22 protein-coding genes and 1 pseudogene are annotated in these 26,150 nt (G+C 46.1%); 11 read left to right on the top strand and 12 right to left on the bottom strand.

Annotated elements, in window-relative coordinates; genetic code table 11:
- Nucleotides 1–3: 3 nt before the first annotated feature.
- Both H3H32_RS36785 and H3H32_RS36780 read right to left on the bottom strand, forming a co-directional pair.
- Nucleotides 4–555 (bottom strand): RNA polymerase sigma factor, encoded by a 552-nt coding sequence (locus H3H32_RS36785; protein ID WP_182460633.1) that lies wholly within the window; start codon nt 553–555, stop codon nt 4–6.
- A 195-nt stretch (nt 556–750) separates the two neighbouring features.
- Nucleotides 751–1,293, bottom strand: coding sequence for a class I SAM-dependent methyltransferase (locus tag H3H32_RS36780; protein ID WP_182460632.1), 543 nt, complete (start codon nt 1,291–1,293; stop codon nt 751–753).
- A gap of 404 nt (nt 1,294–1,697) precedes the next feature.
- Here H3H32_RS36780 and H3H32_RS36775 point away from each other — a divergent pair, with 404 nt between their 5' ends.
- The gene (locus H3H32_RS36775; RefSeq protein WP_182460631.1) at nt 1,698–2,840 is read left to right on the top strand and encodes a hypothetical protein; all 1,143 of its coding nucleotides are present in this window, start codon (nt 1,698–1,700) and stop codon (nt 2,838–2,840) included.
- Nucleotides 2,841–2,933: 93 nt separating this feature from the next.
- Here the strand turns inward: H3H32_RS36775 and H3H32_RS36770 are convergent, their stop codons facing one another.
- The 3 genes from H3H32_RS36770 to H3H32_RS36760 all read right to left on the bottom strand — a co-directional run bounded on the left by H3H32_RS36770 (nt 2,934) and on the right by H3H32_RS36760 (nt 7,404).
- On the bottom strand, nt 2,934–5,384 hold the full coding sequence (locus tag H3H32_RS36770) for a 3-hydroxyacyl-CoA dehydrogenase/enoyl-CoA hydratase family protein (RefSeq protein ID WP_182460630.1): 2,451 nt from the start codon (nt 5,382–5,384) through the stop codon (nt 2,934–2,936).
- Nucleotides 5,385–5,479: 95 nt separating this feature from the next.
- Nucleotides 5,480–5,950, bottom strand: a complete 471-nt coding sequence (locus tag H3H32_RS36765; protein WP_182460629.1) for a MarR family winged helix-turn-helix transcriptional regulator — start codon at nt 5,948–5,950, stop codon at nt 5,480–5,482.
- A gap of 197 nt (nt 5,951–6,147) precedes the next feature.
- Nucleotides 6,148–7,404 (bottom strand): peroxiredoxin family protein, encoded by a 1,257-nt coding sequence (locus H3H32_RS36760; protein WP_182460628.1) that lies wholly within the window; start codon nt 7,402–7,404, stop codon nt 6,148–6,150.
- Between the two features lie 77 nt (nt 7,405–7,481).
- On the opposite strand from H3H32_RS36760, the gene rsmH reads away from it, so the two are divergent.
- Together rsmH and H3H32_RS36750 are read left to right on the top strand one after the other, a co-directional pair.
- Nucleotides 7,482–8,387, top strand: coding sequence for a 16S rRNA (cytosine(1402)-N(4))-methyltransferase RsmH (gene rsmH / locus H3H32_RS36755; protein ID WP_182460627.1), 906 nt, complete (start codon nt 7,482–7,484; stop codon nt 8,385–8,387).
- Between the two features lie 76 nt (nt 8,388–8,463).
- On the top strand, nt 8,464–10,005 hold the full coding sequence (locus H3H32_RS36750) for a YifB family Mg chelatase-like AAA ATPase (RefSeq protein ID WP_182460626.1): 1,542 nt from the start codon (nt 8,464–8,466) through the stop codon (nt 10,003–10,005).
- Between the two features lie 172 nt (nt 10,006–10,177).
- On the opposite strand, the gene H3H32_RS36745 is transcribed toward H3H32_RS36750, so the two are convergent.
- A protein-coding gene (locus H3H32_RS36745; RefSeq protein WP_374191803.1) for an IS3 family transposase occupies nt 10,178–11,571 on the bottom strand; the annotation gives its coding sequence in 2 pieces (ribosomal slippage) (nt 10,178–11,184 and nt 11,184–11,571; 1,395 coding nt in all).
- A gap of 351 nt (nt 11,572–11,922) precedes the next feature.
- Between H3H32_RS36745 and H3H32_RS36740 the strand changes: the two genes are divergently transcribed.
- Entirely contained in the window at nt 11,923–12,396 is a 474-nt protein-coding gene (locus H3H32_RS36740) for a hypothetical protein (protein ID WP_240543603.1), read from the top strand.
- Nucleotides 12,397–12,906: 510 nt separating this feature from the next.
- Nucleotides 12,907–13,362: an integrase core domain-containing protein gene (locus H3H32_RS36735; protein WP_182460625.1), complete on the top strand. Its 456-nt coding sequence runs from the start codon at nt 12,907–12,909 to the stop codon at nt 13,360–13,362.
- Here H3H32_RS36735 and H3H32_RS36730 read toward each other — a convergent pair.
- The 4 genes and pseudogenes from H3H32_RS36730 to H3H32_RS36715 form a co-directional block, all read right to left on the bottom strand.
- Nucleotides 13,339–14,439, bottom strand: a complete 1,101-nt coding sequence (locus H3H32_RS36730; RefSeq protein ID WP_182459992.1) for an ISAs1 family transposase — start codon at nt 14,437–14,439, stop codon at nt 13,339–13,341. The genes H3H32_RS36735 and H3H32_RS36730 overlap by 24 nt on opposite strands.
- Nucleotides 14,440–14,673: 234 nt before the next feature.
- Nucleotides 14,674–15,798 (bottom strand): PDDEXK nuclease domain-containing protein, encoded by a 1,125-nt coding sequence (locus H3H32_RS36725; RefSeq protein WP_182460624.1) that lies wholly within the window; start codon nt 15,796–15,798, stop codon nt 14,674–14,676.
- A gap of 480 nt (nt 15,799–16,278) precedes the next feature.
- Nucleotides 16,279–17,474, bottom strand: a pseudogene (locus H3H32_RS36720) (IS256 family transposase).
- Nucleotides 17,475–17,776: 302 nt separating this feature from the next.
- Entirely contained in the window at nt 17,777–17,998 is a 222-nt protein-coding gene (locus H3H32_RS36715; protein WP_182460623.1) for a type II toxin-antitoxin system prevent-host-death family antitoxin, read from the bottom strand.
- A gap of 217 nt (nt 17,999–18,215) precedes the next feature.
- Between H3H32_RS36715 and H3H32_RS36710 the strand changes: the two genes are divergently transcribed.
- The 6 genes from H3H32_RS36710 (at nt 18,216) to H3H32_RS36690 (ending at nt 22,597) form a co-directional block, all read left to right on the top strand.
- On the top strand, nt 18,216–18,551 hold the full coding sequence (locus H3H32_RS36710; protein ID WP_374191863.1) for a helix-turn-helix domain-containing protein: 336 nt from the start codon (nt 18,216–18,218) through the stop codon (nt 18,549–18,551).
- Between the two features lie 20 nt (nt 18,552–18,571).
- Nucleotides 18,572–18,991, top strand: a complete 420-nt coding sequence (locus H3H32_RS36705; protein WP_220472588.1) for a transposase — start codon at nt 18,572–18,574, stop codon at nt 18,989–18,991.
- Nucleotides 18,992–18,995: 4 nt separating this feature from the next.
- Entirely contained in the window at nt 18,996–19,136 is a 141-nt protein-coding gene (locus H3H32_RS37240) for a hypothetical protein (protein ID WP_220472587.1), read from the top strand.
- 259 nt (nt 19,137–19,395) lie between these two features.
- Nucleotides 19,396–19,944 carry a recombinase family protein gene (locus tag H3H32_RS36700; protein ID WP_182460621.1) on the top strand — a complete coding sequence of 183 codons (549 nt, stop codon included), beginning with the start codon at nt 19,396–19,398 and terminating at the stop codon, nt 19,942–19,944.
- 399 nt (nt 19,945–20,343) lie between these two features.
- The gene (locus H3H32_RS36695) at nt 20,344–21,564 is read left to right on the top strand and encodes an SGBP N-terminal domain-containing protein (RefSeq protein ID WP_182460620.1); all 1,221 of its coding nucleotides are present in this window, start codon (nt 20,344–20,346) and stop codon (nt 21,562–21,564) included.
- Between the two features lie 82 nt (nt 21,565–21,646).
- A complete protein-coding gene (locus H3H32_RS36690; protein WP_182460619.1) occupies nt 21,647–22,597 on the top strand; it encodes a HEAT repeat domain-containing protein in 951 nt (316 codons plus the stop codon).
- 355 nt (nt 22,598–22,952) lie between these two features.
- Here H3H32_RS36690 and H3H32_RS36685 read toward each other — a convergent pair whose 3' ends face one another.
- Together H3H32_RS36685 and H3H32_RS36680 are read right to left on the bottom strand one after the other, a co-directional pair.
- Nucleotides 22,953–24,437, bottom strand: a complete 1,485-nt coding sequence (locus tag H3H32_RS36685) for a PKD domain-containing protein (protein WP_182460618.1) — start codon at nt 24,435–24,437, stop codon at nt 22,953–22,955.
- Between the two features lie 183 nt (nt 24,438–24,620).
- A complete protein-coding gene (locus H3H32_RS36680) occupies nt 24,621–26,144 on the bottom strand; it encodes a hypothetical protein (protein WP_182460617.1) in 1,524 nt (507 codons plus the stop codon).
- Nucleotides 26,145–26,150 lie beyond the last annotated feature (6 nt).

The raw sequence follows: 26,150 nt of genomic DNA, 5'->3' as shown, positions 1-26,150 counted from the left end.
GGGTTAGCTATGGTACAACTGCGCGTACAGCCGTTGTATTTTATCGCGACTTCGTTTGAGCCGCATCTTAACCGTGCTTGGATTAAGCTCGTATAGTTCAGCTATTTCGTTGATACTTAACTCGTCTTCATATTTAAGACGCAACAGAGACCGTTCTTTATGCGACAGTTGTGCTAAAACCCGATTGATCAATTGCACCGTTTCTTCGTGCACCTGCCCCTCTTCGGATTCGGGAATATTCTGATTGAGTTCCTCCTCAGTGGTGATAAAATTAGATCGCTTGGCTATACGAAGCTGATCGGAACAGTAGTTATAGGAAATGGCGTACAACCAGGTAGAAAAACTTGATCGCTCCTGAAAAGCCTCTAATCGGTTAAATACCTTCAGGAAAATATCGTGGGTAAAATCTTCCGCTTTTGACGGGTCTTTCGTCATAGATAAACAGCGACGATAGACTTTGTTGACGTAACGATTATAAAGCGTCTCGAAACAGTGATTTGGCTGACTGGTTAGGTACTGACGGATCATCTCCTCATCGCTCATTGAATCAGTCATAGTTATGTAGTTAAGATTTACTCCCTGGGTCAGGTATTCTAACTAAAAATACACTAGGATGGGTCCTTAATGATCCATTTAAGGTACTGAAAATATATTAAAAGGTATAAAATTTTCACACCCTCTAAAAATAATCATAGTATACACCCCATAAAGCTTATCAGATATAAAGAAGGCCCCTCAAAAAACACAATACTAATGACCCTGCCCACGAACAGCTAACGCACTGTATAGCTTAGCCCTGCCATAAATAGATGTCTGCTCTCCCAACTTATGGAGCGTCTGATAGCCAGTACGTTTAACCAAATTAGTTAATGCATGATAGCTTACCGGATAGGGCACCCAGGTCGGAATTGGTTGATCGGTATCGTATTCTACAGCCAGAAAATAGCTTAGATCTCCGAGGTACTTATTCATTTTTTCCAGAAAGGCAACCTGGTCCGACACGTAATGCAGGGCGTTCGCCATCAGGAATCCATCTAGTTTGGGGAGTGGAAGTTCCTCGCGAGTGAAATCCATGGCATACGTTTCTAGCTTCACCTGATTATGAAATGCCGGGATGGCCTTAAGCGCAGCTTTATTGGTATCAATTGCATAAATAGTGCTGCCGGGCGGTAGTAAACCCGCCAACGCCAGGGTAAACGTACCGCTTCCTGCGCCCAAATCGGCCCATACCATACTGCGCCCGGTCTTAATATACGTATTCTGTAATAGGCTCGAAGCCTGTTCTGCCGTCATAACAATGTCAATTATGCTACATTCAGTGGCGTTGACTGGTTAATTAAAGCAACTAATTACTATTTTTTTTAAGCCAGAGGTACGGAGAAGTAAAAACAAAAACTCTGTGTTCTCTTCGGCTAAATAGTTTTTCCTAAGTCAGGCAACTTGGCAAGTTGTCAATGGGGTGAACAATGGGTAGGTCATGAAATTACAAACTGATTGTCAATCACTTATAATGTTATTTTTTGTCATCCCGACGTCAGGAGGGATCTTCGACAACGGGTCATTTACCGAAGATCCCTCCTGATGTCGGGATGACAAAAAACTAGTATAATTCTATCCATAAATTCTCCATAATTCACGTTAATGGGGTTTAATTTTGCGCAAATTATGTAACTTCATTCGAGGAGATTCTCTGAGCGATGGCAACACAACCACAAAAGCATATTATTCAGATTGGCACCAAAAAGCAACAGGCCATTCTATCGAAATCGCAGAAAGAGTTTAATCGGCTAATCAAAAAAATTGAAACGCTGGGCCAAAGTCTACATAGTTTGCGGGAAGCAGCTCAACATATTCAGCAACGTGTGCAAACCGACTATCGGCCGCTGCTGGAACAATACAGTCGTTTCCGGGCCGATCTGGTCCGTATGTTCGATCGAGCTTACGAACGCAAAGAGTTTACAAAAACTGAAAAGAAAAAATTGGTTGACCTTATCCAGAAGATGGCCTTCGAGTTGATTGATGTACATGGTCTGGACGAACTAAAGCCTATTTACGACAAATACGACCCAGATGGCTTTGATCAAACGAATGTCGAATCGGACCAACAAACGGCCTATTTGATGAAAGAAATGATGGGGAGTATGTTCGGGATTCAGTTCGAAGACGGTGCAGATGTGAGTGATCCTCAGAAAATGGCAGCCTATGTGCAAGAGCAATTAGCACAACGGGAAGCCGCTGAAGCCGAACGTCGGCAACAAGCAAGCGAACGAAAGTCAAAAAAGCCCAAAACTGAAAAACAGCAGGAACGCGAGGCTAAGAAACTGGCCGAAGAGCGGAACATTACCAAAGCCGTTCGAACGCTCTATCTGGATTTAGTAAAGGCCTTTCACCCCGATCGAGAACCGGATGAGGCTGAGAAAGAGCGCAAAACCGAAATCATGCATCGGGTAACGGAAGCTTACGAAAAAAGCGATCTATTGGCTCTGCTCCGACTTCAGCTTGAGTTCGAACACATTGATCAAACGCATCTGGAAAATCTCGCCGAAGAGCAGCTTAAGTACTACAACAAGATTCTACGACAGCAGGCACAGGAGCTAGATGACGAGTTTTTTGCGTTGCAAAATGATCTGTCGGCCCTTACAGGCAAACCTGCCTTTGCGGTTAGCACACCCATTGCGCTAGAGTTTAGTCTGAATAGTGATATCGCCCAATTGAAACGGGACATTAAACAAATCAAAGCCGACATTAAAGCCCTTACCGAACCAGTGGCATTAAAACAATGGCTAAAAACGTATCGTATTCAGAAGCCTGATGAGTTTTCGTTTTTTGATTTGATGTAAACAATAGATAAACATGATCGCTACGGCATGAAAAAGAAATACCCCGAGTTAACATTAAACTCGGGGCATCAATTAGATGAGTTAACCTTACCGTTAATTCCGCAATGCTTTACCACCTGTTAGCAGGCTTTGAATCCGCTCCAGCGTTTTCTTTTCGCCAGTTAGCGATAGGAAAGCTTCCCGTTCCAGATCGAGCAGGTATTGTTCCGATACGTTTTGTGGGCTACTTAAATCCCCACCACAGATAACGTAGGCAAGTTTGTCGGCAATTTTTCGGTCATGATCCGAAATGTAGCGTCCCATGTGCATGGCCGTAATACCCGCTTTGAACAGGGCAATACCCGTTTTACCCTGCACTTTAATGTCGGTACGAGGTTTGGGTTGTGTATAACCATTGTCGGCCAGTTCAATAGCCGCTTGTTTGGCTTCAGCGAGCAGACGACTCCGGTTCAGCACAATCTGGTCGGTTGAGCGGAGATAGTTCATTTCACGCGCTTCCTGTGCCGAAGTCGACACTTTCGCCGTAGCAATATTCATGAACACATTTTGGAGGATATTCAACTCAGGATCACCAGTTTGGTACAGATCAGATGCGCGAGCTGCCATTTCTTTCGTGCCACCACCCGCCGGAATCAGACCAACACCCACCTCGACCAGTCCAATGTAGCTTTCAGCATGAGCCACCACACGATCGGCATGGAGCACGGCTTCGCAACCACCACCGAGCGTCAGCGTATGGGGAGCCACAATCACCGGAACCGACGAATAACGCAACCGGGAAATGAGTTTCTGAAACTGCGCAATCATCAGATTCACTTCGTCGAATTCCTGCTCTACGGCAAACATGAACAGCATAGCCAGGTTGGCCCCTGCCGAGAATGCCTCAGTTGAATCGTTACCGACCACCAAGCCCCGGAAGTCCTTCTCCGCCAACGCTATACCTTTGTTCAGGGCTTCGGAAACTTCCTGCCCAAACGTGTTCATTTTGCTACGGAATTCAACATTCAGGATACCATCACCGAGGTCAACGATGTTGGCACCTGCGTTTTTCCAGATGATGTTGTTGCTGAGATTTTCCAGAATAGTAAATGCTTCCGTTCCTGGAATAGCCTTGTAGCTTTTCGTGGGAATATCGTAGTATTTACGTTTGCCGTTTTCGACTTTATAGAATTGATCGAAGCCTGCATCCAGCATGTCGTACACCCATTGCGCAGGTTTCTGACCAAAGAATTCGATCAGTTCGACGCCTTTCTTAACGCCAATAGCATCCCAAGTTTCGAACAAGCCTAACTGCCAACCAAAACCAGCCGTAATAGCCGCATCGATCCGGTAGAGTTCGTCCGAAATTTCGGGAATGCGGTAAGTAGCGTAGCGGAAACCATCGGCAAATGTTTTTCGGTAAAACTCACCCGCTTTATCTTTACCTGCGATTAGTACCGGGAAGCGCTTTTTGAGGTTGTCAATGGCCTTTGTACTTTCGAGCGTCGCAAATTTGACCTTCTCAGAAGGCTTGTATTTGTAGGTTTTCAAGTCGAGTGCCAAAATCTGGGTTTGGCCTTTCTCGTCTTTTGTCTTTTTATAATAACCCTGGCCGGTTTTATCACCAAGCCATTTGTTCTCCATCAGTTTCTGCACCGAAGCAGGTAACTCAAACGATGAGCGCGACTCGTCGTGCTCCATCTTCACAAGATTACTCGCCACGTTGACCGTCGTATCCAGACCCACTACGTCCGACAGCCGGAAGGTTCCCGACTTCGGGCGACCCACTACGGGACCCGTAAGTTTGTCCACTTCCTCAACCGATAACCCCAATTCTTCAGCTACACGAATGGTTTGGATCAGCGACTGAATACCGAGTCGGTTGGCAATAAAACCGGGCGTGTCTTTGCACAAAACGGTCGTTTTGCCCAGGTATAAATCGCCGTAGTTCATCAGGAAATCAACAACGGCAGGGTCGGTATCAGGACCGGGAATAATTTCGAGCAAACGCAGATAACGCGGAGGATTGAAGAAGTGCGTACCACAGAAATTCCGACGAAAATCCTCACTACGCCCTTCGGTCAGCAGATGCATCGGAATGCCCGATGTATTCGAGGTGATGAGCGTGCCGGGTTTCCGGAATTGCTCAACGCGCTCATAAACAGAGCGTTTTATATCCAGTCGTTCAACAACTACCTCGATTATCCAGTCGAAGCTGGCAATATCTTTCAGGTTATCATCGAAATTACCCAGCTTAATCCGGTCGGCAAATTTCGGGCTATATAAAGCGGCCGGACTAGCTTTCAGCATCGTCTGGAAAGCATCGTTCACAATTCGATTCCGAACCAGTGGACTAGCTGTTGTTAATCCTTTGGCCTGTTCTGCTTCATTGGGTTCTTTGGGAACAATATCTAACAATAATACATCGACACCGATGTTCGCGAAGTGAGCCGCAATCCGCGAACCCATAATACCTGAACCCAGCACAGCAACGCGCCGGATTGTCCGATTTTTCGTTTGAGGGGAGCGCCCCTCCGATTTTGGTTTTTCTAAGGTAGCTTCCATGGTTTAGTTTTACTCGGTAATTAGAACACGAATGACACAACTATTGCGATTTATACGTGTATAATTCGCAATAGTTGTGTTCCGATATATTTGAATTAATCTAATGGTAGTTCTTCCGCTTCGCTGGCTTTTATACGCGTGTTTTCTTCTTCAACCATGCGGTTAATTTCTTTCATCACATCCAGAAAGACAACGAGTTTATCGAGCGGAATTCGCTCCCGAATCATGTTATTGAATTGAATAACGCCATCGCGAGCCATTTCGCGCTTGGCTTTTCCTTCTTCAGTTAGGTAAATGCGAACGAATCGTTTGTCGTTGCCATCTACTTCCCGGCGAATCAGTCCACGTTCTTCCAGATTTTTGAGCATTCTGACTAACGAACGCGGCTCCATACCCAGCAGAGGGCCAATTTTGGTGGCTGGGGTACCTTCTTCCAGATCGATATTAAGCAGCACATAGCCAATCGCCATCGTAATGTCGAAGCGGGCTGCATAGGCATTGTACATGCGCGAAATGGCATGCCAACCCCATTTTATATGAAAATCAACCGTTTTCTCCTTTTTCATGATAGGTGTCGTCCTGATCTTAGCTGGACGTAAATCTACCACTTTTTCCAGAAAAATAGTATGCGTGCATAACAATCTAAACCAGGATTTATGTGATTATACTGACCGACTTTGATTTTTTATGATTTAGCTTTCAAAGAAAGCCGAAGGCTAAAATCAAGATCGGTCAGTTAAATCATAAAAATCCCGGTTCTGACTTACTCCGCCACTAGCTTATCTACCAGTCGGTTAAACTCTTCAATGTATTGTTCGTAGTATTTACCCGTGCCGGGGCCGGAGAAACCCGTGTGAATATGACGCACCTGGCCTTTTTTGTCGATAAAAATCGTGGTTGGGAAAGCCACTACTGCGTTCAGGTCGGGCAAGGCTTTAGAGGCTTGTGCTTTGTCGTTTGTACCAGCCAACACGACGGGATAATCAATCTTGAACCGCTGCTTCATCCGCTCGATTTTAGGACCCGATACAGCCATTTCTGGTGACCGCTCGAACGACAAGCCAACGAGTTCAATACCTCGACTTTTGTTCTTTTTGTACCACGGACTCATGAAATTAGTCTCGTCCATACAGTTCGGACACCACGATCCCATGATTTGCACAATGGTTACTTTGTTTTTGAACCGAGCATCGGATAACGAAACGATGTTGCCGTTCGGTTCAGGAAATGAAGCGTTGAGCGTTTTTGAACCGGGTTTTAGATACGTGAGTTTGGCTGGATCGGGAAGATCAGCTTTCGGATCGAATCGAGCGGCCCAGGCTTCGTAGCCCGCAATGCCCGCCCATAAACCTCCTTTGAGTGTTTTCGTCGCCGGATCGTGCTTCGCTTTAAACAGGTATACATGTGAACCATCGAAACAAGACAAAAACAGACTATCGCCCACAACAGCGCCCGACAGATAGCGATAATCACCGGTAGGTGTCAGAAACGTACCGCTCAGTCGGCTACCTTTCTGATCAAATACGCCTACTGCATTGACCGTATCCACTTTCCCGGTTTTGCTACCAAAATCCGTAGCCCATTTCCCCGTTAGGTTGGTGGTTACGGCGCGTGTAGATTCTTCGGCTGGTGTAAAGCGATACGTTACGCCATGCTGGGCTTCAAACGGTAACGTTTGAGAAGGCAACGCAACTCGCCGTCTCCGAAATACCCCCCTTAGCATATTACCTTCTATCTTTGCAACCAATTCTGAGTCAAACAGGGCCATCGGTATCCGCAGGGAGTCGCCTTCAATGGTGGCTGGGTCCATCGGAAGGCGTTCGTTGCCATTCAGGGCAAACACGGTGTAGGTTTTAGGATCGTTCGCGGCAGGCTTAATATCCAGCCCAAATGGTAAATCACCCCCACGGGTTTTCAGAACAGCCCGATACGTACCAGGTTTGACAGTTGTTGATTGACCAAAACCTATTGTTGGTAACAACAATAAGGCAATGGCAGCGATAGGAAGGAGTTTTTTCATGTTTTTAGCAGGTTGATCAAGACGCAAAAGCGGACTGACAAAACCAACAACGACCACAAAAGAAGGTTAGTTTCTGAATGAGCAATTACCACGAACCCGTTTTATTACAGGCCTGTATCGACGGGCTGAATTTGCAACCCGGCGGCACTTACGTCGATATTACGTTCGGTGGCGGTGGGCATAGCCGTGAAATTCTGAATCAACTGGAGGGCGGTCGTTTGTTCGGTTTCGATCAGGATGCCGACGCCCGCGCTAATGCCCAGGCTATTGGCGATTCCCGACTGACGTTTGTGGCCTCGAACTTCCGCAACATCAAACGCTACCTCCGACTCTACAAAGCCGAACAGGTCGATGGTATTCTGGCCGATCTGGGGATTTCGTCGCACCAGATCGACACGCCCGAACGCGGTTTCTCGACCCGTTTCGACGCAGATCTCGACATGCGCATGAACCAGAATGCTGACCGAACTGCCCGGCAGGTTGTCAATGAGTATTCGGAGCCAGAGTTGCACCGCATTCTGGGTATGTACGGCGAGATCATCAACGCCCGAACGGCCGCAGCGGCCCTTATATCAGCCCGCTCGAATCGACCGCTCAAGACCGTTAATGATTTGAAAGCAGCCCTGCAACGCTATGCGCCACGGGGCAAAGAGAACAAGTTTTTTGCGCAGGTATTTCAGGCATTACGCATTGAGGTAAATGAAGAATTACAGGCGCTGGAGGAATTTTTAGAGCAGGTACCCGACATTCTAAAACCAGGTGGACGATTGGTGGTTATGTCGTATCACTCACTCGAAGATCGATTGGTGAAAAATTTCATCAACAAGGGTAAATTTCAGGGCGAAGTCGAGAAGGATTTGTTTGGCAACGACATCAAGCCGTTGCAATCCATAACCCGCAAACCTGTTGAAGCCACGCCCGAGGAAATTGCCCGTAATCCTCGTGCCCGGAGTGCCAAGCTCCGAATAGCTGAGAAGATTTAGATAAGGATTTTTTTATTGGCTATCGACTCAGTAGTTTTGAAACCCATTCTCCTGATTTGTTTACTTGCTTACTACTATGTTAGCCAAAACGTTTGGTGCAGCCGTATACGGTGTCAATGCCAGTTTAATTACCATTGAGGTTGTTGTTGCCCAAGGCTTGCATTTTCATTTGGTTGGACTACCGGATAGTGCCGTTAAGGAAAGCGAACAGCGCGTTGAAGCCTCTCTGAAATTCTTCGGGTACCGGATGCCTCGCCAGAAAGTGGTCGTTAACCTCGCTCCCGCCGACATTCGAAAAGAAGGCTCAGCCTATGATCTGCCAATTGCCTTGTGCGTTTTGCAGGCGTCGGAGCAAATTACAACTAGTCGTAGCCTGGAAGATTACGTCATTATGGGCGAACTGGCCCTTGATGGGACGTTAAGGCCTATTAAAGGCGTACTACCGATTGCCATCGAGGCCCGCAAGCAAGGCTACAAAGGTTTCGTACTTCCCATTGAGAATGCGCAGGAAGCGGCCATTGTCAATAATCTGGATGTCATTGGCGTAAAAACCATACAGGAGGCCATCGAATTTTTCGAAGGCAAAAAAGACATTGAACCTCTGGTCAGCGATACTCGGGACCTGTTCATGAGCCAGATTAATGCATACGAAGTCGATTTCTCGCATGTACAGGGGCAGGAGAACATCAAACGGGCGATGGAAATTGCGGCAGCAGGCGGGCACAACGTCATTATGATTGAACCTCCGGGTGCCGGGAAAACCATGCTGGCCAAACGCTTACCCAGCATCTTACCCCCCTTAACGCTACAGGAAGCTCTGGAAACAACCAAGATACACTCCGTTGCGGGTAAGCTTGGTTCTCGTGCCAACCTGATTGCAACTCGCCCTTATCGTTCACCTCACCACACGATTTCCGACGCAGCGCTGGTGGGTGGCGGCAGCTTTCCTCAACCGGGCGAGATTTCATTGGCACACAACGGTGTTTTATTTTTAGATGAATTACCTGAGTTTAAACGCTCGGCGCTGGAAGTGATGCGTCAGCCGCTCGAAGACCGAAAAGTGAGCATTTCACGAGCGAAGTGGGCGGTGGAATTTCCCGCCAGTTTTATGCTTATTGCCAGCATGAACCCCTGCCCCTGTGGGTACTACAACCATCCCGAAAAAGAGTGCGTTTGTGGGCCGGGCATTGTTCAGAAATACCTGGCTAAAATCAGCGGCCCGCTCCTCGACCGGATTGATTTACACGTCGAGGTCACGCCTGTTTCTTTCGATCAGATGACAGCCAACCGGCCCGCTGAACCTAGTGAAGTAATTCGTGAACGAGTCATAAAGGCCCGCGAACGGCAAACAACGCGTTTTGCCGATCAGCCAGGTATTTACAGCAACGCTATGATGCCCTCACAGATGGTGAAAGAAGTTTGTATCATCAACGATGCAGGCCGCGCCTTACTCCGAACAGCCATGGAACGGCTGGGCCTATCTGCCCGTGCCTACGATCGTATTCTGAAAGTGTCGCGCACGATTGCCGATTTAGCCGGTTCTGACGAAATAAAGATCGAACACCTCGCCGAAGCCATTCAATACCGAAGTCTGGATCGGGAGAGCTGGGCAGGATAAAAGTTGTGAACTCCCCTAGAAAATGAGCGTTTTCGTGAACGTTTTCACCGAGCACAAAGTATGTATTAAAATACTGACTATCAGCCACATATACGTCCATTAAATAATTACTCTAAGGTGTATGTCGTCAAATGAAAGTGGACAGACGCGGGTGAAAAGAGAAGAGATGGTTTTAGCCACTTTGGGCTCGCTGAAAAATATGATTTTTCCGGCGTTGGGACAAACTTAGCTGCTTCGTTTTTTGCCGACTAGCCAAGATCTGCTCTTGACGGCCCCAGTACGCATCGGCTGGCCGTACGTTGTCCAGTGATTCATGGTAGCGTTGATGATTATAATAGTCTACCCACTCCGTTAGGCGTTCTCTCAACTCATCCGGACTATAGTAGTGTTCTAATAACAGCACGTTTTTCATGGATCGATGATACCGCTCGATCTTTCCTTGGGTCATCGGATGAAAGGGAGCGCTACGAATATGATCGATGCTTTCTCCTTTCAGATAATCCTTTAGATAGCGAGATACATAAGCCGAACCATTGTCGGAGAGCATACGAGGCCGCTGACCACTTTTCAGACTACTCGCTTTCAGAGCAGCTTGCACGGTTCGCTCTACATCTGTCGCTTGCATGCCCGGACATAATTCCCAAGCTAAGATGTACCGAGAATAATCATCCAATACCGTCGACAGATAATACCAACCCCAGTGCTTGATCTTGAAATAGGTGAAGTCAGTCTGCCAGAGTTGATTGGGAGCCGTGGTCGGATTATAGAAGTGGTCAGCCGCTTCCATCAACCGATAAGCAGGGGTAGTGATTAGCCCCCGACTTTTGAGAACCCGGTAAACGGTGGATTCGGAGACAAACCACTGCTCATTATCAACGATATAGCAAGCCAGTTCGCGACTGGAAAGGTCAGGTCGATCTAAAGCTAGCTCAACAATCCGATTTTTTTCGCCGATTGGTAGTTGATTCCAGATGCTTGTACGACGGCAAGGTTGATCGGCCAAGCCATCAAAGCCAGCGCTTAAATAACGCTTATACCAGCTGTAAAAAGTAGCTCGGTTGATCCCCAGTTCCTGTAACGTGGCCTTTACACTGATGGGTGACTGTTCGACTAAGCTTATAATCTCCATTTTCTCGGACTGAGTCATGTGATGATCGGGGTTAATCGTCGGCCTTAAGGCTTTTTTTTTAATACCCGATTCTCTAAGCTCAGTTCGGCTACCAGCTGTTTAAGAGCCTCATTTTCGGACTTGATGGACTGCACTTCGGGAGCGGTGGCTTCTCGAGTTGTATCACCCGCCAGTCGTTTCTTACCCGCTTCGAGAAACTCTTTACTCCAGCGGTAATAAATGTTGGTGTTGAGCCCTTCCCGCCGACAGATCTCAGCTACTGACTGTTCGCCTTGCAAGCCTTCTAGCACAATGCGAATCTTTTCTTCAGCGGTGTATTGGCGTCGGGTTTGTCGCTGAATGTCTTTGATGATGGATAAAGCAGGCTTGCGCTCGGCAGAGGTGGGAGATTGCGAGGCTGTGCGCTTGGCTTTGGAGGTTTTAGCCGAATTGGACATAATTAAGGAGGTTTGAGTGAAACAATTTACTGAATTGTCTCTTCTCATTTTCACCCCTTTTGTCCACTTTCATTTGACGACGTACACCTTTGCTTCGATAGATAAGCGTTTCTTCCAGTTGGGCGGTGATTTCGAGTAAATAATACATGGAGATGTTGGGTCTATAGTGAGCCAACTCGGTAAAAAGCGTTTACAAGGAGTATCCCTCGTGCACTTATCTTACATCCTATCACTTAATCGGACCAAATCGTCTAAATCCAATCAGTAGCCATTAGAAAAATTGATAAAATTGGAAAAATTGGTGGCGATTCAGAACACCATGTTTTAAAACTGTGACTTGTTAGACTACGCATGAAACAGTCTAAATCTGTCATGCACCAAATGGTGGCCGCCGTTCTGCTCGGCCAACTCAACATTGACCAGACCGCTGAGCGGTATAAAGTCAATCGACTAACAGTACTGCGTTGGATCAGGAAAATCGAAGAGGAAGCCAAAGTTAAGAAGCAAGCTGCCTCAACTCACCCTGATTTGTTGTCCCCTTTCTCAAGAAAGTCAACTCGGGCTTCTACCCCAGAAGATCAAGTCAATCAACTGCGGGCCAAGGTGCGTTCGCTCGAAGAAGAACTGGAAACGGCCAACTTTAAAACCCTTTATTATTCGACTCTGGTGCCAGTGGCTAAACATGAACTGGGGGTCGATATTAAAAAAAGTCCGTTACCAAGCCATCCGGTTTATGCTGACGAATTATCCCAACATTTCGATTCGGCAGTTAGAGAGTGCGCTTGGTTTAGCCGACAGGCTTACTATCAATATTGGCAACGGTAAACGGGCCCGGTGAGCTACGACGCTGACATACTACAACTAGTCAAGAAGGTTCGCCAGGATCATCCACGTATTGGCGGTCGAAAGCTCTACAGTATGTTGGAGAACGAGTTCTTGGAAAGGGCCGGGCCGCCGGTGCGGAATAAAGATGGGCCGGGATGGCTTCTTTGAACTTCTAGCAGCTAATTGACTGTTAATCAGCACGATAAGGCGAAAGATGAGGACTATCTTTTCGGGTCATCCGTTCCGTAAATACCCGAATTTAATAAAGGACTTAGTGGTGGAAAGGCCCAATCAATTGTGGCCGGGCCGCCGGTGCGGTATCGGACATCACCTATTGGCTTACTCAATATGGATGTCTCTATATCTCGTTCGTGACCGATGCTTATTCCAAGCGAATCATGGCAGGGCCGCCTGTGCGGCTATTGTGTAGCACCGACCTTAGGTGCTGTTCATTGCAAAACCGCCCTTCAAATGGCACTGAAAAAAATTAATCGATGAACGGCCAAGGCATTGATTCACCATAGTGATCGGGGAATTCAATACTGTAGTGCCATTTGTACCACGCTGCTGGACGCCTATCATGTTCAAATCAGTATGACCGAGACGAGTGATCCATTGGAGAATCCAGTTGCTGAAAGGATAAATGGGATCATCAAGAATGAGTATCTAGTTCACCGAGGAGTGTACTCGTTAGCCCAGGCCGAGTTAGTGCTTAAGCAAGCGGTTTTCCTTTACAACTATAAGCGCCCACATTTGAGCTGTGACATGCTCGTACCGGATCAGGCACACAACGGGGAGAAAAAGCTGAAGCGGAGATGGAAGAATTATTATCCCCAAAAGCAGACGGTGGATATGGCGGATGTTAAATTAGGGTATAAATTGGTGGTTAATAAAAAGATGGATAACCAACAAACGGTCAACACAAATTACAGGGTAATTGCATCAAACGTTAAGTTGGCTCAATAGAGTCATTAGATAAGCATCGTCTCGGGCAGCTTTCTTTCGCTTACGCTTCAAACTCATCTTGGCCGGGTCACGACTAATTAAGCCTAAGGCCAACTTACGAACCGTACTCAAATTACGCGGAGCATGGTCTTTCCGGACCTGGCACCCATCTTCATCAAAGGTGACATCAAGGTGCCAATGCTGCTCATTCTCAATACTCCAGTGCCGACGAATGTAGCAACTCATCTGAGCGGCTGAATAGCCTCTTAGTGAGCTGATATAGTAGCGTGTACTGCGCTGTTCTTTGTCATTGATCCAACGAGTTGACTCCACATAAATGACGCTTTTTAAGCCTACCCACCCCGCTGCGGCATCAATCAAGTCCAGTGTTTCGCTTACGAATACAGCCCGCTTTTCAGCTCGCCCATGGCCCAAATCCCGGCTTATATCGGCTTGTAAGGAAGGCTTTGTTCGCTCGAACCAATCGACCACTTGTTCATATAAGCCGTCCTGATTGGCCTTTAAGCCAATGAGATAGTCTGCCCGCTGATCGATAATGAGTTTGGCAATCGTTTTTTGGCATCCAATGGCATCCATACTAACCACGCTACTGGCGATGTCAATCGATTTTAACAAATCAGGAATCGCTTTGATCTCGTTGGTTTTAGTAGCTATCTGGCTCTGAGCCAGACACAACCGCTCTTTCTCGGCCCAGACACTGACAATCTGAACGGTGGCTTGTTTGTGGCCAGCCTCTACCGTTCCCCGCAGTTGTTTACCGTCGATGATAAGCTGTTTTTGGGTCAGCAGGTCAACAATTTCTTTGCCCCAATTGGTTAACAAAGTCTCCAGCTGGGTGGGCTCAAGTCGGCGAAAGACCCGATTTAGGGTATCGTGCGAAGGAATCCCGCAGGGTAGTTCCAAAAACTCACGGAACACCTCCTGTTTATCACAAGCATAATCATAAACCTCTTCAAATCCCTCACAATCAGCTAAGTATCCACAAAGTACGATCATTAGAATATCGGTTAGCTGGTGAAAACACTTTCCTTCTTGGCGGGGATCATCAATCTCAAAAAACAATTCGGCTACGTCCATCTGTCAAAGATGGCTAACTTAGCTTTTCGTGCAATCACCCTACACAAATTAGGACGGGTCAACTTATTTTTCGTCCAATAAAAGGCAAGTCAATACAATTTATTGGATCCTTAATTTGCTATTAATCAGATATTTGTATGCAAATCTTCCATTTAGAAAATCGTTCAAGAAACCCTCCCAAAAGGGGTTATGGAAAGTCTACCGATTTTTCTTTCTATGTAGTATGAGTGTGAGTTAATCCAGCCCTTCTCCTTCATTTTTTAATTCCTGTTCAAGATCTTCAATGGAGGGCAGTTGGGATTTCAATTCCTCAGGTACCGCTCTCGTTAATTCATAATCGGCGACACTTAAAGGATTCGTAATTCCAGCCAGGGCATACTCCGCCAACGCTTGGTTTTTGCCTTTGCATAATAGTAAACCAATCGTTGGATTATCCTCTTTGGTACGAAGATAGTCGTTGACCACATTCACATAAAAGTTAATCTGGCCAGCGTCCCCCGGTTCAAAGTCTCTGGCTTTTAGTTCGATGACTATGTAACAACGCAAGCGAATATGGTAAAACAACAAATCGATGTAGTACTCCCCATCCCCTACTTTCAAAGGATATTGGCGGCCCACAAAGGCAAAGCCCTGGCCCAATTCCAGCAGAAACTTACTCACCTGCTGAACTAACTGGCTTTCCACATCGCGCTCTTTAGCTTTGGCTGTGGCTACCACAAAGTCGAATACATAAGGATCTTTCAATAGCTGAGTGGCCAGATCAGACTGAGGTTTAGCCAGGGTATGCTCAAAATTGGTCAGTTTGGGTGTCTTTACCTGACGCTTGTACAAATCAATTTCAATTTGATGGCGAAGTACGTTTCGTCCCCAACTTCCTGTTAACGTCTGTTCGATATACCAAATTCGTTGCGCTGGGTCTTTAACTTTATCTAGCAGGATAATATGGTGTGACCAGGTGATTTTGGACAATACTGAGCGCAAGAAAAGTTGCTCAAAGTTTTCTGCATTGTCTAAAATGGGGGCTACATCAATGGCCTCCTGAGTGGATTCAGGTAATTTTGCAACACCCTGTTGCAAAATTAAGGGCAGATTAGCCATCACAAATTTCTTCATGTAGCCCAGGTTACGGGTTGAAAAGCCCTCAGCCCCCGGAAACGCTTGGCGAATGTCAGTTGAAAGACGATCAATTATTTTGGCTCCCCAGCCTTGTTGCTGTTGAAAAAACAGGATTAAACTACCCACCTGCCAATAGGAGAGTAAGAGTTGTTGGTTGGCTGAGGTAGCTACTTTAACTTGAGCCTGTTGAATCTGTTGTTTAACCCGTTGAAGTAGTTCTGGGTATTGCTTAAACTCTTCCATTACGAAATTTAACGATGATCAGGCTGCTAATCTGACTAGATAGAGAGAGGTGATCTTACGAAAATTAACACCCCTAAGAGACACCCTCTGAATTAAGGTATGGGCCTGCTAGAAATGGTATCCTATTTTGCCAGGACATTCGGGTCTTAGGCAGGTACAAACAAAGGTAACAGTTGAAGCTCATCTTAAGAACTCATTTTATTCATGTTGCCTTCTTCGATTTGTTGCGTCAATAGCCAAGCAACCAACTTGTTTTAAGACGTAACCTATATTGGCTTATTTGTATAAACTAGTTCATTTGCAATCGTTCACAAAAAGGCCAATTGCCATCATTAACTGAACTTGTCGTAATCAGCGACTAAAACCGTTCAATTAAACCTCCAATTGATCGATTTAAGGCGTTATTATTATTGAGACAGTAGTATTTCGATTCGGCCATGCCGGCATAGGCGGGAATGTTCAATTAAGTGTGTCATTTCCTCAGATCGTGATGTGATTTCGGACACGATCTTCAAATAATATTGTCAATTGCTGGAGTGTAACGGCCCAATTTTGTAAGGGTAACTGCCAGCCATTAATGATGCGTTGGGTTGTCAGGTAAAGTAGCTTTAATAAAGCTGTCTCTGACGAAAAAACACCTTTCGATTTGGTTACACACCGTATTTGCCGATGGAACCCTTCAACCGTATTAGTCGTGTAGACCACCTTACGAATAGCCGCGGGATACTCAAAAAAACGAGTTAATCGCAGCCAATTACGTTGCCAGCTTTCAACAACCAATGGATATTTCTTTCCCCATCGGTCAGTAAAATCAGCCAGTTTTTGTTCTGCTCCGGTCACAGTAGCCGACTGATAAATCGGTTTTAAATCAGCCGCTACGGCTTTCTGGTCCTTAGAGACCACATATCGCATTGATGTGCGCACCTGATGGACCAAGCAAAGCTGCACATCAGCTTTGGGGTAGATTGTTTCAATCGCATCGCCAAACCCAGAGAGGTTATCAATCGAGCAGATTAATAGGTCTTTGACCCCTCTAGCCTGTAAATCAGTCAGGGTGGAGAGCCAGAAACGTGCGCTTTCGGCATCACCAATGTAGATGCCTAGCAAATCCTTCCGGCCTTGTAACCGGGGCGCCGGAGCGCTCAACCGCTAAAATGTTGTAGGCGGCTTTGCTGATGACTTTGCCGTCTTGCCGTACTTTGAAATGAACTGCATCCAGCCACACAAAGGCATAAACTGGCTCCAAGGGGCGAGAACGCCATTGCTCAACTAAAGGAAGGATTTTATCTGTGATGGCAGATAACTGGCCAGTGCTGATCTCCAAGCCATATAAATCCTCCAGGTGCTCCTGAATATCTTCATAGGACATGCCCTTGCTGTAGAGGGAAAGAATGCGGTTGTCCAAGCCTTCGCCTAAGGTCGTTTGACGCTTGCCGATGATCTTGGGTTCAAACGAGCCATCCCGATCACGCGGCATGGCCACCTCGACTGGACCATGTCCGGTCTTGACCTGCTTGGCCTTGCTGCCGTTGCGTCGATTAGGCCGGTTTTGCTCAACGTGAGGTGGTCCGCCACCGCGGCTGCATCTCACCCGATAGGGCAGCATCAAGCAAATCTTTCAATAATGGAGCCAACAGACCATCTTTGCCTGTCAGTTCTTTCTCGCCAGCGAGCATCTTAGCGATGGTTTCCTGGCGAAAGGCTTCATAATCAAAGCCGTTTTTATCCCGTTTTATATCCATTTGATTGTCAAGTTAGCAAATCATAACTTGACACACTTTATTGAACACTCTCGCATAGGCTGAGATAAAGCGTCCCTGTTAACTATAGGGAGCCCTATCAACTTCAGAAGTCAAGTCCTGATTAGTCTACCTTAGCTTGCAGTTCGGTAATTGCATTATAAACTTGTCAAAAGCCCACTTATGATTCGTTTTGGAACGTTGCCCGGCTTCACAACTTTACCCTTTGTTAGTTATACCTAAACATCGGTATGGACAGCCCCACTCTGTTCTTTATCTTCAACAACATAAGGTTGAGCTGGCTCTTCTAATTGTGTTAACCGTTCTAGAATGCTAATTGGTACTAAAGCTGCGATTTGTTTGCCTGATTTTATTATCACAAATTGTTCTTTCGCATAGTATGTACGATTTAAATATTCGCCTACTTGTCGACGAAAGTCATTAGCTGTAATTTTTTCCATATTATAATTTTCTTCTATTTAACACTAATATAAATCTTTATCTTTTATTAAAAAGTAAATTATTATAAGTAGTCTGTAAGAAATAGTTTGCATTATTTTTTAACTTGCCCTCATGGGACGAGTAAACACGCCGATCCTGAGCGAGGAACAACGAATCGCTTTGGAATATGAACTAAAAACCAATGATAACCATAGCTTTCGAGCGCGCTGCTAGGCCATTCTGCTCAAAGCGGCCGGCCGCTCTTCAACAGATGTAGGCCAGCTTGTGGGCATGTGCCATGTCAGTGTCAATAGCTGGCTGAAACGATTCAAAACCAGTGGGTTAGACGGACTCAAGACTAAGTCCGGACGAGGTCGAAAGCCCATATTGACCAAGCAAACCGATACAGATGCTGTACTAGCAGCCGTCAAAGCCAATCGCCAACGAATCCAACTAGCCAAAGCTGACTGGGAAACAAGTCGTTCGGCTGGTAGCCAGCCCGTCAGTGAGAGTACGTTCAGGACTTTTTTAAAAAGCTTGATGGCCGATACAAACGCATTCGTCGACGAGTAAAAGGCCAACCAGACCCAGCAGTGTATGCTTACAAAAAAGAGCAACTCGCGGAACTGGAAGGCCTTGCCCAGCAGGGGCTCATTGAGTTGTTCTATGACGACGAATCGCAGGTGTGTAGTGCGGGCTATGTGCCCTATGGTTGGCAATTTCCCGGCGAAGAGGTCTGTATTCGGGTTGAGAAGGGCTTTAAACTGAACTGTTGGGGCTTGATTAGCCGGCAAAACAAGTTGCATTGGGCCACCACCAATCAACGAATTACAGCCGCCTTTGTGGGTCAACAACTGGATAGTTTGTCGTTGTCGATTCATAGACTGACGGTGGTAGTGTTAGACAATGCCAGGGTTCATCGAGCCGCATCCATTCAGCAGATGCGTCCCCTATGGGAGGCCCGTGGGCTATACTTGTTTGCCGACTTACTCTCCTCACTTAAACATCGCTGAAACCTTGTGGCGACACTTAAAAGGAGGCTGGTTGAAGCCGGAAGATTATGCAACCGCAGATGATTTAGGGTATGCTCTCAATCGCTGTCTGGCAAACGTGGGCAAAAAACTGATCATCAACTTTAACCAATTTAATCCAAACTAATTCTCAAGGACTACTTATATATATTACAATAACGAGCTAAATATAATTAAAAATATAAATATGTTATTTCTCTTTAATGTAAAAGCAGAGATCGTGCGCTTTTAATAGTAAAGAAAACCTAGGTTTTCTTTACTCACCTGACAACTTGTCAAACACCACTAAAAACTGAATTTTAAGGGTAAGAAAACTTGGTAAAGAAATCTTAGTCAAGTAATATTACAGACTACTGAGTTTTTTACCTTTTGACTGTCAGCTTGTCATGCTCATTGGATACGCCCGCGTTTCAACCTTGGATCAGACTCCAGATCTACAAATAGATGCCTTGCGGCAGGTCGGTTGTGAAAAACTGTTTACTGATAAAGTGAGCGGGATGGTAACTGAACGACCAGGTTTGCAGAGAGTAAAGGAGGTACTTCGTCCGGGGGATACGTTGGTAGTTTGGCGGCTTGACCGCTTAGGCCGATCCTTACGTGACCTGATTGACTGGATGAATTATTTGGAGGGTGAAGGTGTAGCTCTGCGTAGTTTACAGGAGTCAATAGACACCTCCACTCCTACCGGCAAACTAGTCTTTCATTTGTTCGGAGCACTTGCCGAATTTGAACGTAATCTGATTAAAGAACGAACTATGGCTGGCTTAACAGCAGCCAGGGCCCGAGGTCGACAAGGAGGACGTCCTAAATCCTTAAGTGATGATAAACGGCAATTAGTAATTGACCTGTATCAGCAAAAGAAACTTACGGTAAAGAAGATTTGTGAAATGATGAATATCTCTAAACCCACCTTGTATAGTTACGTTCGCAGTTAAGTCAATTATGAAGCGGAGGGAGAATATCGCTGCTTCAGCGTAAAACGATGGCGCCAGGCATTTATTTACTATACAAAATGCTAAAGCATAGACAAGGTGTCCTTACCCTTTTAGCAAGGCAATATAATAGGGATGGTCACTATCCATAAAATAGCAAAAGGCTGTTATCCTATTTTGACAAAAGGAACGAGGCAAAAAATAGAGTCATCAAAAATAAAAGCGCTCTGACGGTGTAATCAGGCTCGTAATGTATTGCATTGATAGGTAGGAGTCCGATACAAACCTGGCCAGCCAATAAGTATATTTTCTCTGTAAAGTTGTTACAATTCGACAATTAGACCGTCTTAGCAGGGTGGAATCTCAAGAACTAAAGGGTATCCCCTTTCCGCCCTACCATTAATGACAAATAAGTTTAAGAAAAAGCACACCCATTGGATAATTCTGAGCCTATTCATAGGCAGTATATTCCTGCAATGTCGTACCAACGAGTTAGTGCCTACACCTAATCCATTGCTGGCTATTACGTTCAATGACATTTCTGTAATAGCTACCTCCAGGGATTCAAGTGCCCATGTGTTGACAATTAAGGTTCCTTATCTGACTAATCTAAAACAGCTTAAGCCTACTCTGACACTGACTGACGGGGCCACTGTTGTACCCCGATCAGGTGACGTTCAGGATTTCTCAAAAACGGTATTTTATACCGTAACTGAACAAAATGGAGCCAAAACGGTCTATCAAATAAACGTTAAGCTCGAAAAACAACCCGTCCCTCAACTGACGGCCTTGTCGACCGATACACTGGAAGCTGGCGAATCGGTTCGGTTAACTGGACACCATTTTGGCACCTTCGGGCTGGATATCCGTGTCGTTCTAACTAGCCCAACCAATCAGACAACCGTACTGACCACAACTTTAGTTGACTCTACTCACGCGCAAGCTCAATTGCCATTTACGGTGTCACCTGGTCGATATAGTATGCAAGTGTGGGTGCGTGATGTTCAATCGACTGATGCCATATTCCTTCAGGTACGCTATCCCAGCCCTCAGCTCAAAGAACTTGATCAGCATCACCTTCGAGCAGGTGATACCCTTGGTGTTACGGGTCTTTACATTCAACCTGCTACTTATCAATATACCATGTTGGTGAGTAATGAAAGCCAGCATCGACAACTAGACGCAATACGAACTACCACAACTGGGTTTTCGGCAAAATTGGACTCTGACTTACCTGCCGGTCGCTACCGAATACAGCTACTTAATCGTTCGGAAAACAAGTTAAGTCGGGACACCTCCTTTTCTGTTCAGGTGTACGATCGATCTAAACCGTTTATTATGGGTATTACTACTCCCAAAGCCAGCTACACTCCTGGCGAAACTATTTTCCTTAAAACGGCTAATTTCGATACCGTTATAGCTCGCTTTTATCAACTCCAGTTGACTGGCTATAGTCGCAGCTACACCGTGAATGGAATTTACGATTCAACGAAGCAAATCCTGACGTTGGCCCTTCCATCAACAGGGCAAAAAGGAGGCTATAAGATGGCGGCACGATTGTTGGATGCTACGGGTCAACTTGTTTATAGTTTTGACACGGATTTACAACTAGTATTTCCTTAGAATAGACCAAGTTGCTGTTAGTACTAGCTCACGTATGACTGCAAGTAATTCCTGAATGACCTTGTTTTTATTTCTCCGATTGATGAAACGTATTACCTGTATTTTTGGGAGCCAACTCGCATTGGCTAGTCTCCTGTTTATAAGTTCAACCAATTGTTTTTCCCAGCCCGTCAGTTTAGTGAAACAGATTTTAGACAGTGCTCGTGCTGATAGATCGACATCGATTGATATGCGGCCATTGCTACTTCCTGGACAGGCTCCAATTGCCTTAGTCGAACTCCAGCCCGCCACTCGCGATACCCTAACCCGAGTAAGGCAAGCGGCCTATAGAACGCTGGCCTATCTAAGTCAGCGAGTTATCGACACAACTGGAAAACAGCAGGCTCTTAGTCTACTCACAGCTGGATTAACTGACAATGAGTCAACCATCATTCGTTCGGTGTCATCGGCACTAAGACAAGTTAATCGGCAGACTTTCACTCCAGTTGTCGTACAGCGAATCAGATTATTACTTCGATCAGGCCAAAAAAACCTGAGTGAAGTATGTCGACTCTTAGGATTCATTGGAGATCAATCAGATCGAAGTCGACTGTCGTTACTATTGACTGCTCCTGGTTTGGATGCCGCAACTAGTCAATCCATTCGTCTAGCCTTAGTTCGTCTCGGCGATGCAGCCCTTCGGGGGCAACTCGTGAGTAAGCTGAAGGGTCAAGTAGTCAATAGTAATTTTATGGTATTCGCGCTGACCGATCTGCTCTATACGCGTCAGAAAGAAATAGTTGATGTATTGGTTACGAAGTTGTACAGTAACGAAAGCAATTGTGAGGGTGCTACGCCTACTGCTCGTATTAACTGCGCTTATCAGTTAATGATATCTTTGGCTCCATTTATAGTCGATTACCCAATACAGGTCGACGAGTTTGGTGAGTCTAGTTTACCAGCAACAAACGAGGCTTATATCCAGACCCTGGCTACTGTTCGTGATTGGTTTACAGCCCATACGGATTATCGAATGCGAAATGATATCTACTAAGAAATTAGCTAAATCATAAATAAAATCTAGTAACAGACATAAATGTTAACCAGACTTTGTGAGTATTAAGTATTTAAGTTTACACTATTGCTACTAGTCGAAACTACTGCTGTTACTTTGAAACAAATTATCTTTTTCATCAATCACGCAGGTTAGACTTACCAACTCAATCGCCTATTTAGGAACGAAGAGTTTTATAGCACCAGGACTCAAATAAATCGCTCTGTTGGCCTAAGTTGGACTGATATTACACTAATCAGGGGAGTAGCCGACATTTCGTACGAAATGTCGGCTACTCCCCTAATTAGTTCTTTGAAACTCCATTAGCTGGCTCCGAGAAATCTACGGTTATCCCCTACTTAGAGCAATCGTAAGTCATGGTGTTGGTAACGCTACTGGATGGGCCATCTGACAAGACAGAAATGGTAGGCTGGTTTTTTGCATTGTATTCCTTATACTGAATGGTAAAATCTTTCAGCTCATCGCCCGAGTAGGGGTATTTTCCAGCTGTTGGATTATTGGTACAAAGAAACTCATAGTATGTGTTGACTACAGGGAAAAGATCACGGAAGATATCTCCTCGGGCATACACATTTACCTTGTCGTCAAAAGCAGTGTATTGCCTTTGAACTGTCTCTTTACCCAAACTTACAATAGTAACTTTCGAAACGTTACGATTAGCTCCATAAGACATATTCACAGTGTAGCTCTGATTGGTTTGGGTAGGAGTATAATTAATTTTTGTCATCTCCCCATTCGTGTAGGAGATAGCATAATTGCCCAAAATTGTCCCTGATGAGCTGCTCTTTTTAACAATGCCCGTCACTGCGCCATTAGTGTAAGTATATTCATGAATAACATCGAAAGGAGAGGTCTTCAACGTTATTTTATCAATTTGAGTCATTGATTTATACGTGATACTAAATTCCTGTGCTAAACCATCCTTTATGGTTAATGGGCGACCTTGGGTATCGTAGGTAACAGCTATTACTGCTACCTGTGTTTTGACTCCCAACACAGCACAACCATCGAAAGCCAGACTGGCAAGACCTGCTACACTAATTTCTTTACTAGTTTTGACAGAGTTAGTCTGATTGGTAGCTGTCAGTACAACTGTGTATTTCCCATTTTTTGCGTAGGCATATTTTGGGGTTACTTCAGAAGACGTTTTTCCATCGCCAAAATCCCAGGTATAGGTATTCGCATTTTTCGAGGTATTCGTAAACGTTACTGTACCGCCTGTCTCGCTCCACATAAAGTCAGCTATGGGTTTAATGGTGTTGATATCGACATTCAATGTCGTTTTGTTGGTACCGCCCTTGCCTGTAGCAGTGAGCGAAATAGTTACAGGCCCATTTTTAGTGTATGTTTTGGAGGATGGAACCTTGTCGGTAGAAGTGGTTCCGTCGCCAAAGTCCCAAAGGTAGGTATCAGCATTGAGGCTTGTATTAGTGAACGTAATTCCCCCATCGACTCCCTGTACTACCGAAAATTGCGCCACGGGACTAGCGAAGCTGGACACAAACACATCTTTACTTATGGCGTTGCTACCACTTTCGTTTTTTACCGTCTGGGTTACACGGTAAGTACCATTCTTAGCAAACATATGAACTGGATTACGGTCAATGGAAGGACTGGAAGCATCACCGAAATCCCAAGTGTAAGTGTCAGCGTTTTTAGCTTCGTCAGTGAAACTGAAAGAGCCGTTACCGGTAGAGGAGTAGCTAAACCCTGCCGTGGGTATCGGCACTGGATCTGCCTTTTTGGCACAAGAGAATATACCTAGCCATAATCCACCTATCCAAAACAGAGTAAGAGCTAATGTAGAAGTACGATTCATAATAAGGGAAAATTATAAGCTTAAAATTTAAATATACTTATATTTTATATTTGAATATATATTTTAAGATTATTTTATTATTTGTAGTTACAAAATTAATCTATAACTATTAGAATGTGGTTGCTTTAGCCAATTAGATCAGACTAGTGAGTATGAGTTGATCAAGGGTACATCAGCATTGGCCTATAAAGCTTCATACGCTTCATCGAACCAGGAGATGATGATGCCCGGATGTTGAATCTGTTGCCACTGCCAGTGGGTAGTTCGCTTGGCCGTGCCGTAATCCATCAGGTTGTCGGTGCTGCCCTGAGGAACTTCATCGAAGGTGTGTTCCAGGCCAAAGGCCCCATGACCCAACTCATGAGCCAGCGTCCGTGCCACATCGCTTCCCCCACGCACAAAACCCACCCGACTCCCCCGCGGCATGTAGCCCTGAACGGTCAAGGGATTAAATCCCGGGATTAAAAAGACATAGTACGTATCGGATTCGCGGGTATGGTCGTTAAAATAGGCCTTGCGTAAGGCGTTCATTTCAGCGGTATACTGACTCAGAAACGCCCGATCTTCCATGGTAAATCCTGCTGAAGGCACTAAACCATTCGCAGCATAGGAGTCCGTCTCGACCGTCCAAGCGGTCTGGGAGGGGCCATAGATTTGATTGAGTTGGTCGCGTAAACTGCTGGCATCGGGCACACTTACGCCCCCTACAGCAATCACCTTTACTTTCTCCTGCTGATTCTCGTAACGCACCACTTGCAGCTTGCCCACGGTGGTGGGTGTCTGCACCCCATTGTTGTAGTAGGCATAAATGCCTTCCCCACCTTCACTGCCTGCCGGAAGATCAATCGTCCAGCTGTTGCCACTTAGCGTAGCTTTGAGGGGTGTTTTGCCAACCCCATAGAAACTGATCTTATCGGGTGTGATACCAGCCGCCTGCTCCAGATGGGCACTCACCTGACGAATCGTCTGGGTGGGCAACTCCTGCCAGCCTACCCGGTAACCACTGCCCAGACTCTGATACCGAGACGCCCAGGCCGCCTGAGTCGAATTCCAGTTATCGAATGTTCCCCCATCCACGCCGGGACCGGGACCGAACACCACTACCCCTTTGCTCAAATCCACATTAGCCAGGTCCGAGCCCGACGGCCCTTCCACCAGCTTCTGCACACTCAGGTAGGTCTGCTCGATGGTCTGAGTCGTCAACACCGTCAACGCATCACTCAGGCCCATGGTGGACCCATTGGTGCTGGCATTTTTGGCTACACCTAGAGCAGTCTGTACCGCTGTGAGTTGGGCCTGCCAGTCGGCCAGGGCAGCCAGTACCGCCGGACTGGCCGTAGACCCCGCTTCCTGGACGTACCGGTCCAATCGACGCTGGAAGGCGGCTCGACCCGCTTCGGCTACTTTGGCCAGTTCGGCCAGCTTTTGCTGCTGTGCCGCGCTAGGAGCCTGCCCCTTCAGATCGGCCAGCAACTCGGTGGCTCGCTGGCGGGTTTCGCCCATCAACTCGGTGGGGGTTTTAATCAGGGCGGTAGCCGCATCGATGCCCGCAGCCAGGCTGTTGTAGGTCGCCTGTACTTTGGCTCGCAGTTCGGCATCCGGCAGGGCCACATCCACCCCACTCACCTTTACCTGCCCATCCACCACACAGCCCCCTTCGCTGACCTTGATGCGCTCGAAGCTAACACCCACCTTCACATTGTTCATGAAAGG

It is taken from the genome of Spirosoma foliorum, from assembly GCF_014117325.1.
Classification (GTDB): domain Bacteria; phylum Bacteroidota; class Bacteroidia; order Cytophagales; family Spirosomataceae; genus Spirosoma; species Spirosoma foliorum.
Note: the sequence above shows the minus strand (reverse complement) of the source record. Positions and strands in the feature narration are given on the sequence as shown.

Excerpts from the sequence above, each read along its gene's own strand:
- H3H32_RS36785 (WP_182460633.1), bottom strand. The coding sequence starts at position 555 with ATGACTGATTCAATGAGCGATGAGGAGATGATCCGTCAGTACCTAACC.
- H3H32_RS36685 (WP_182460618.1), bottom strand. The coding sequence starts at position 24,437 with ATGAATCGTACTTCTACATTAGCTCTTACTCTGTTTTGGATAGGTGGA.
- H3H32_RS36775 (WP_182460631.1), top strand. The coding sequence starts at position 1,698 with ATGGCAACACAACCACAAAAGCATATTATTCAGATTGGCACCAAAAAG.
- H3H32_RS36700 (WP_182460621.1), top strand. The coding sequence starts at position 19,396 with ATGCTCATTGGATACGCCCGCGTTTCAACCTTGGATCAGACTCCAGAT.
- H3H32_RS36765 (WP_182460629.1), bottom strand. The coding sequence starts at position 5,950 with ATGAAAAAGGAGAAAACGGTTGATTTTCATATAAAATGGGGTTGGCAT.
- H3H32_RS36770 (WP_182460630.1), bottom strand. The coding sequence starts at position 5,384 with ATGGAAGCTACCTTAGAAAAACCAAAATCGGAGGGGCGCTCCCCTCAA.
- H3H32_RS36680 (WP_182460617.1), bottom strand. The coding sequence starts at position 26,144 with ATGAACAATGTGAAGGTGGGTGTTAGCTTCGAGCGCATCAAGGTCAGC.
- H3H32_RS36740 (WP_240543603.1), top strand. The coding sequence starts at position 11,923 with ATGAAACAGTCTAAATCTGTCATGCACCAAATGGTGGCCGCCGTTCTG.
- H3H32_RS36690 (WP_182460619.1), top strand. The coding sequence starts at position 21,647 with ATGAAACGTATTACCTGTATTTTTGGGAGCCAACTCGCATTGGCTAGT.
- H3H32_RS36760 (WP_182460628.1), bottom strand. The coding sequence starts at position 7,404 with ATGAAAAAACTCCTTCCTATCGCTGCCATTGCCTTATTGTTGTTACCA.
- rsmH (WP_182460627.1), top strand. The coding sequence starts at position 7,482 with ATGAGCAATTACCACGAACCCGTTTTATTACAGGCCTGTATCGACGGG.
- H3H32_RS36695 (WP_182460620.1), top strand. The coding sequence starts at position 20,344 with ATGACAAATAAGTTTAAGAAAAAGCACACCCATTGGATAATTCTGAGC.
- H3H32_RS36725 (WP_182460624.1), bottom strand. The coding sequence starts at position 15,798 with ATGGAAGAGTTTAAGCAATACCCAGAACTACTTCAACGGGTTAAACAA.
- H3H32_RS36780 (WP_182460632.1), bottom strand. The coding sequence starts at position 1,293 with ATGACGGCAGAACAGGCTTCGAGCCTATTACAGAATACGTATATTAAG.
- H3H32_RS36730 (WP_182459992.1), bottom strand. The coding sequence starts at position 14,439 with ATGGACGTAGCCGAATTGTTTTTTGAGATTGATGATCCCCGCCAAGAA.
- H3H32_RS36750 (WP_182460626.1), top strand. The coding sequence starts at position 8,464 with ATGTTAGCCAAAACGTTTGGTGCAGCCGTATACGGTGTCAATGCCAGT.
- H3H32_RS36715 (WP_182460623.1), bottom strand. The coding sequence starts at position 17,998 with ATGGAAAAAATTACAGCTAATGACTTTCGTCGACAAGTAGGCGAATAT.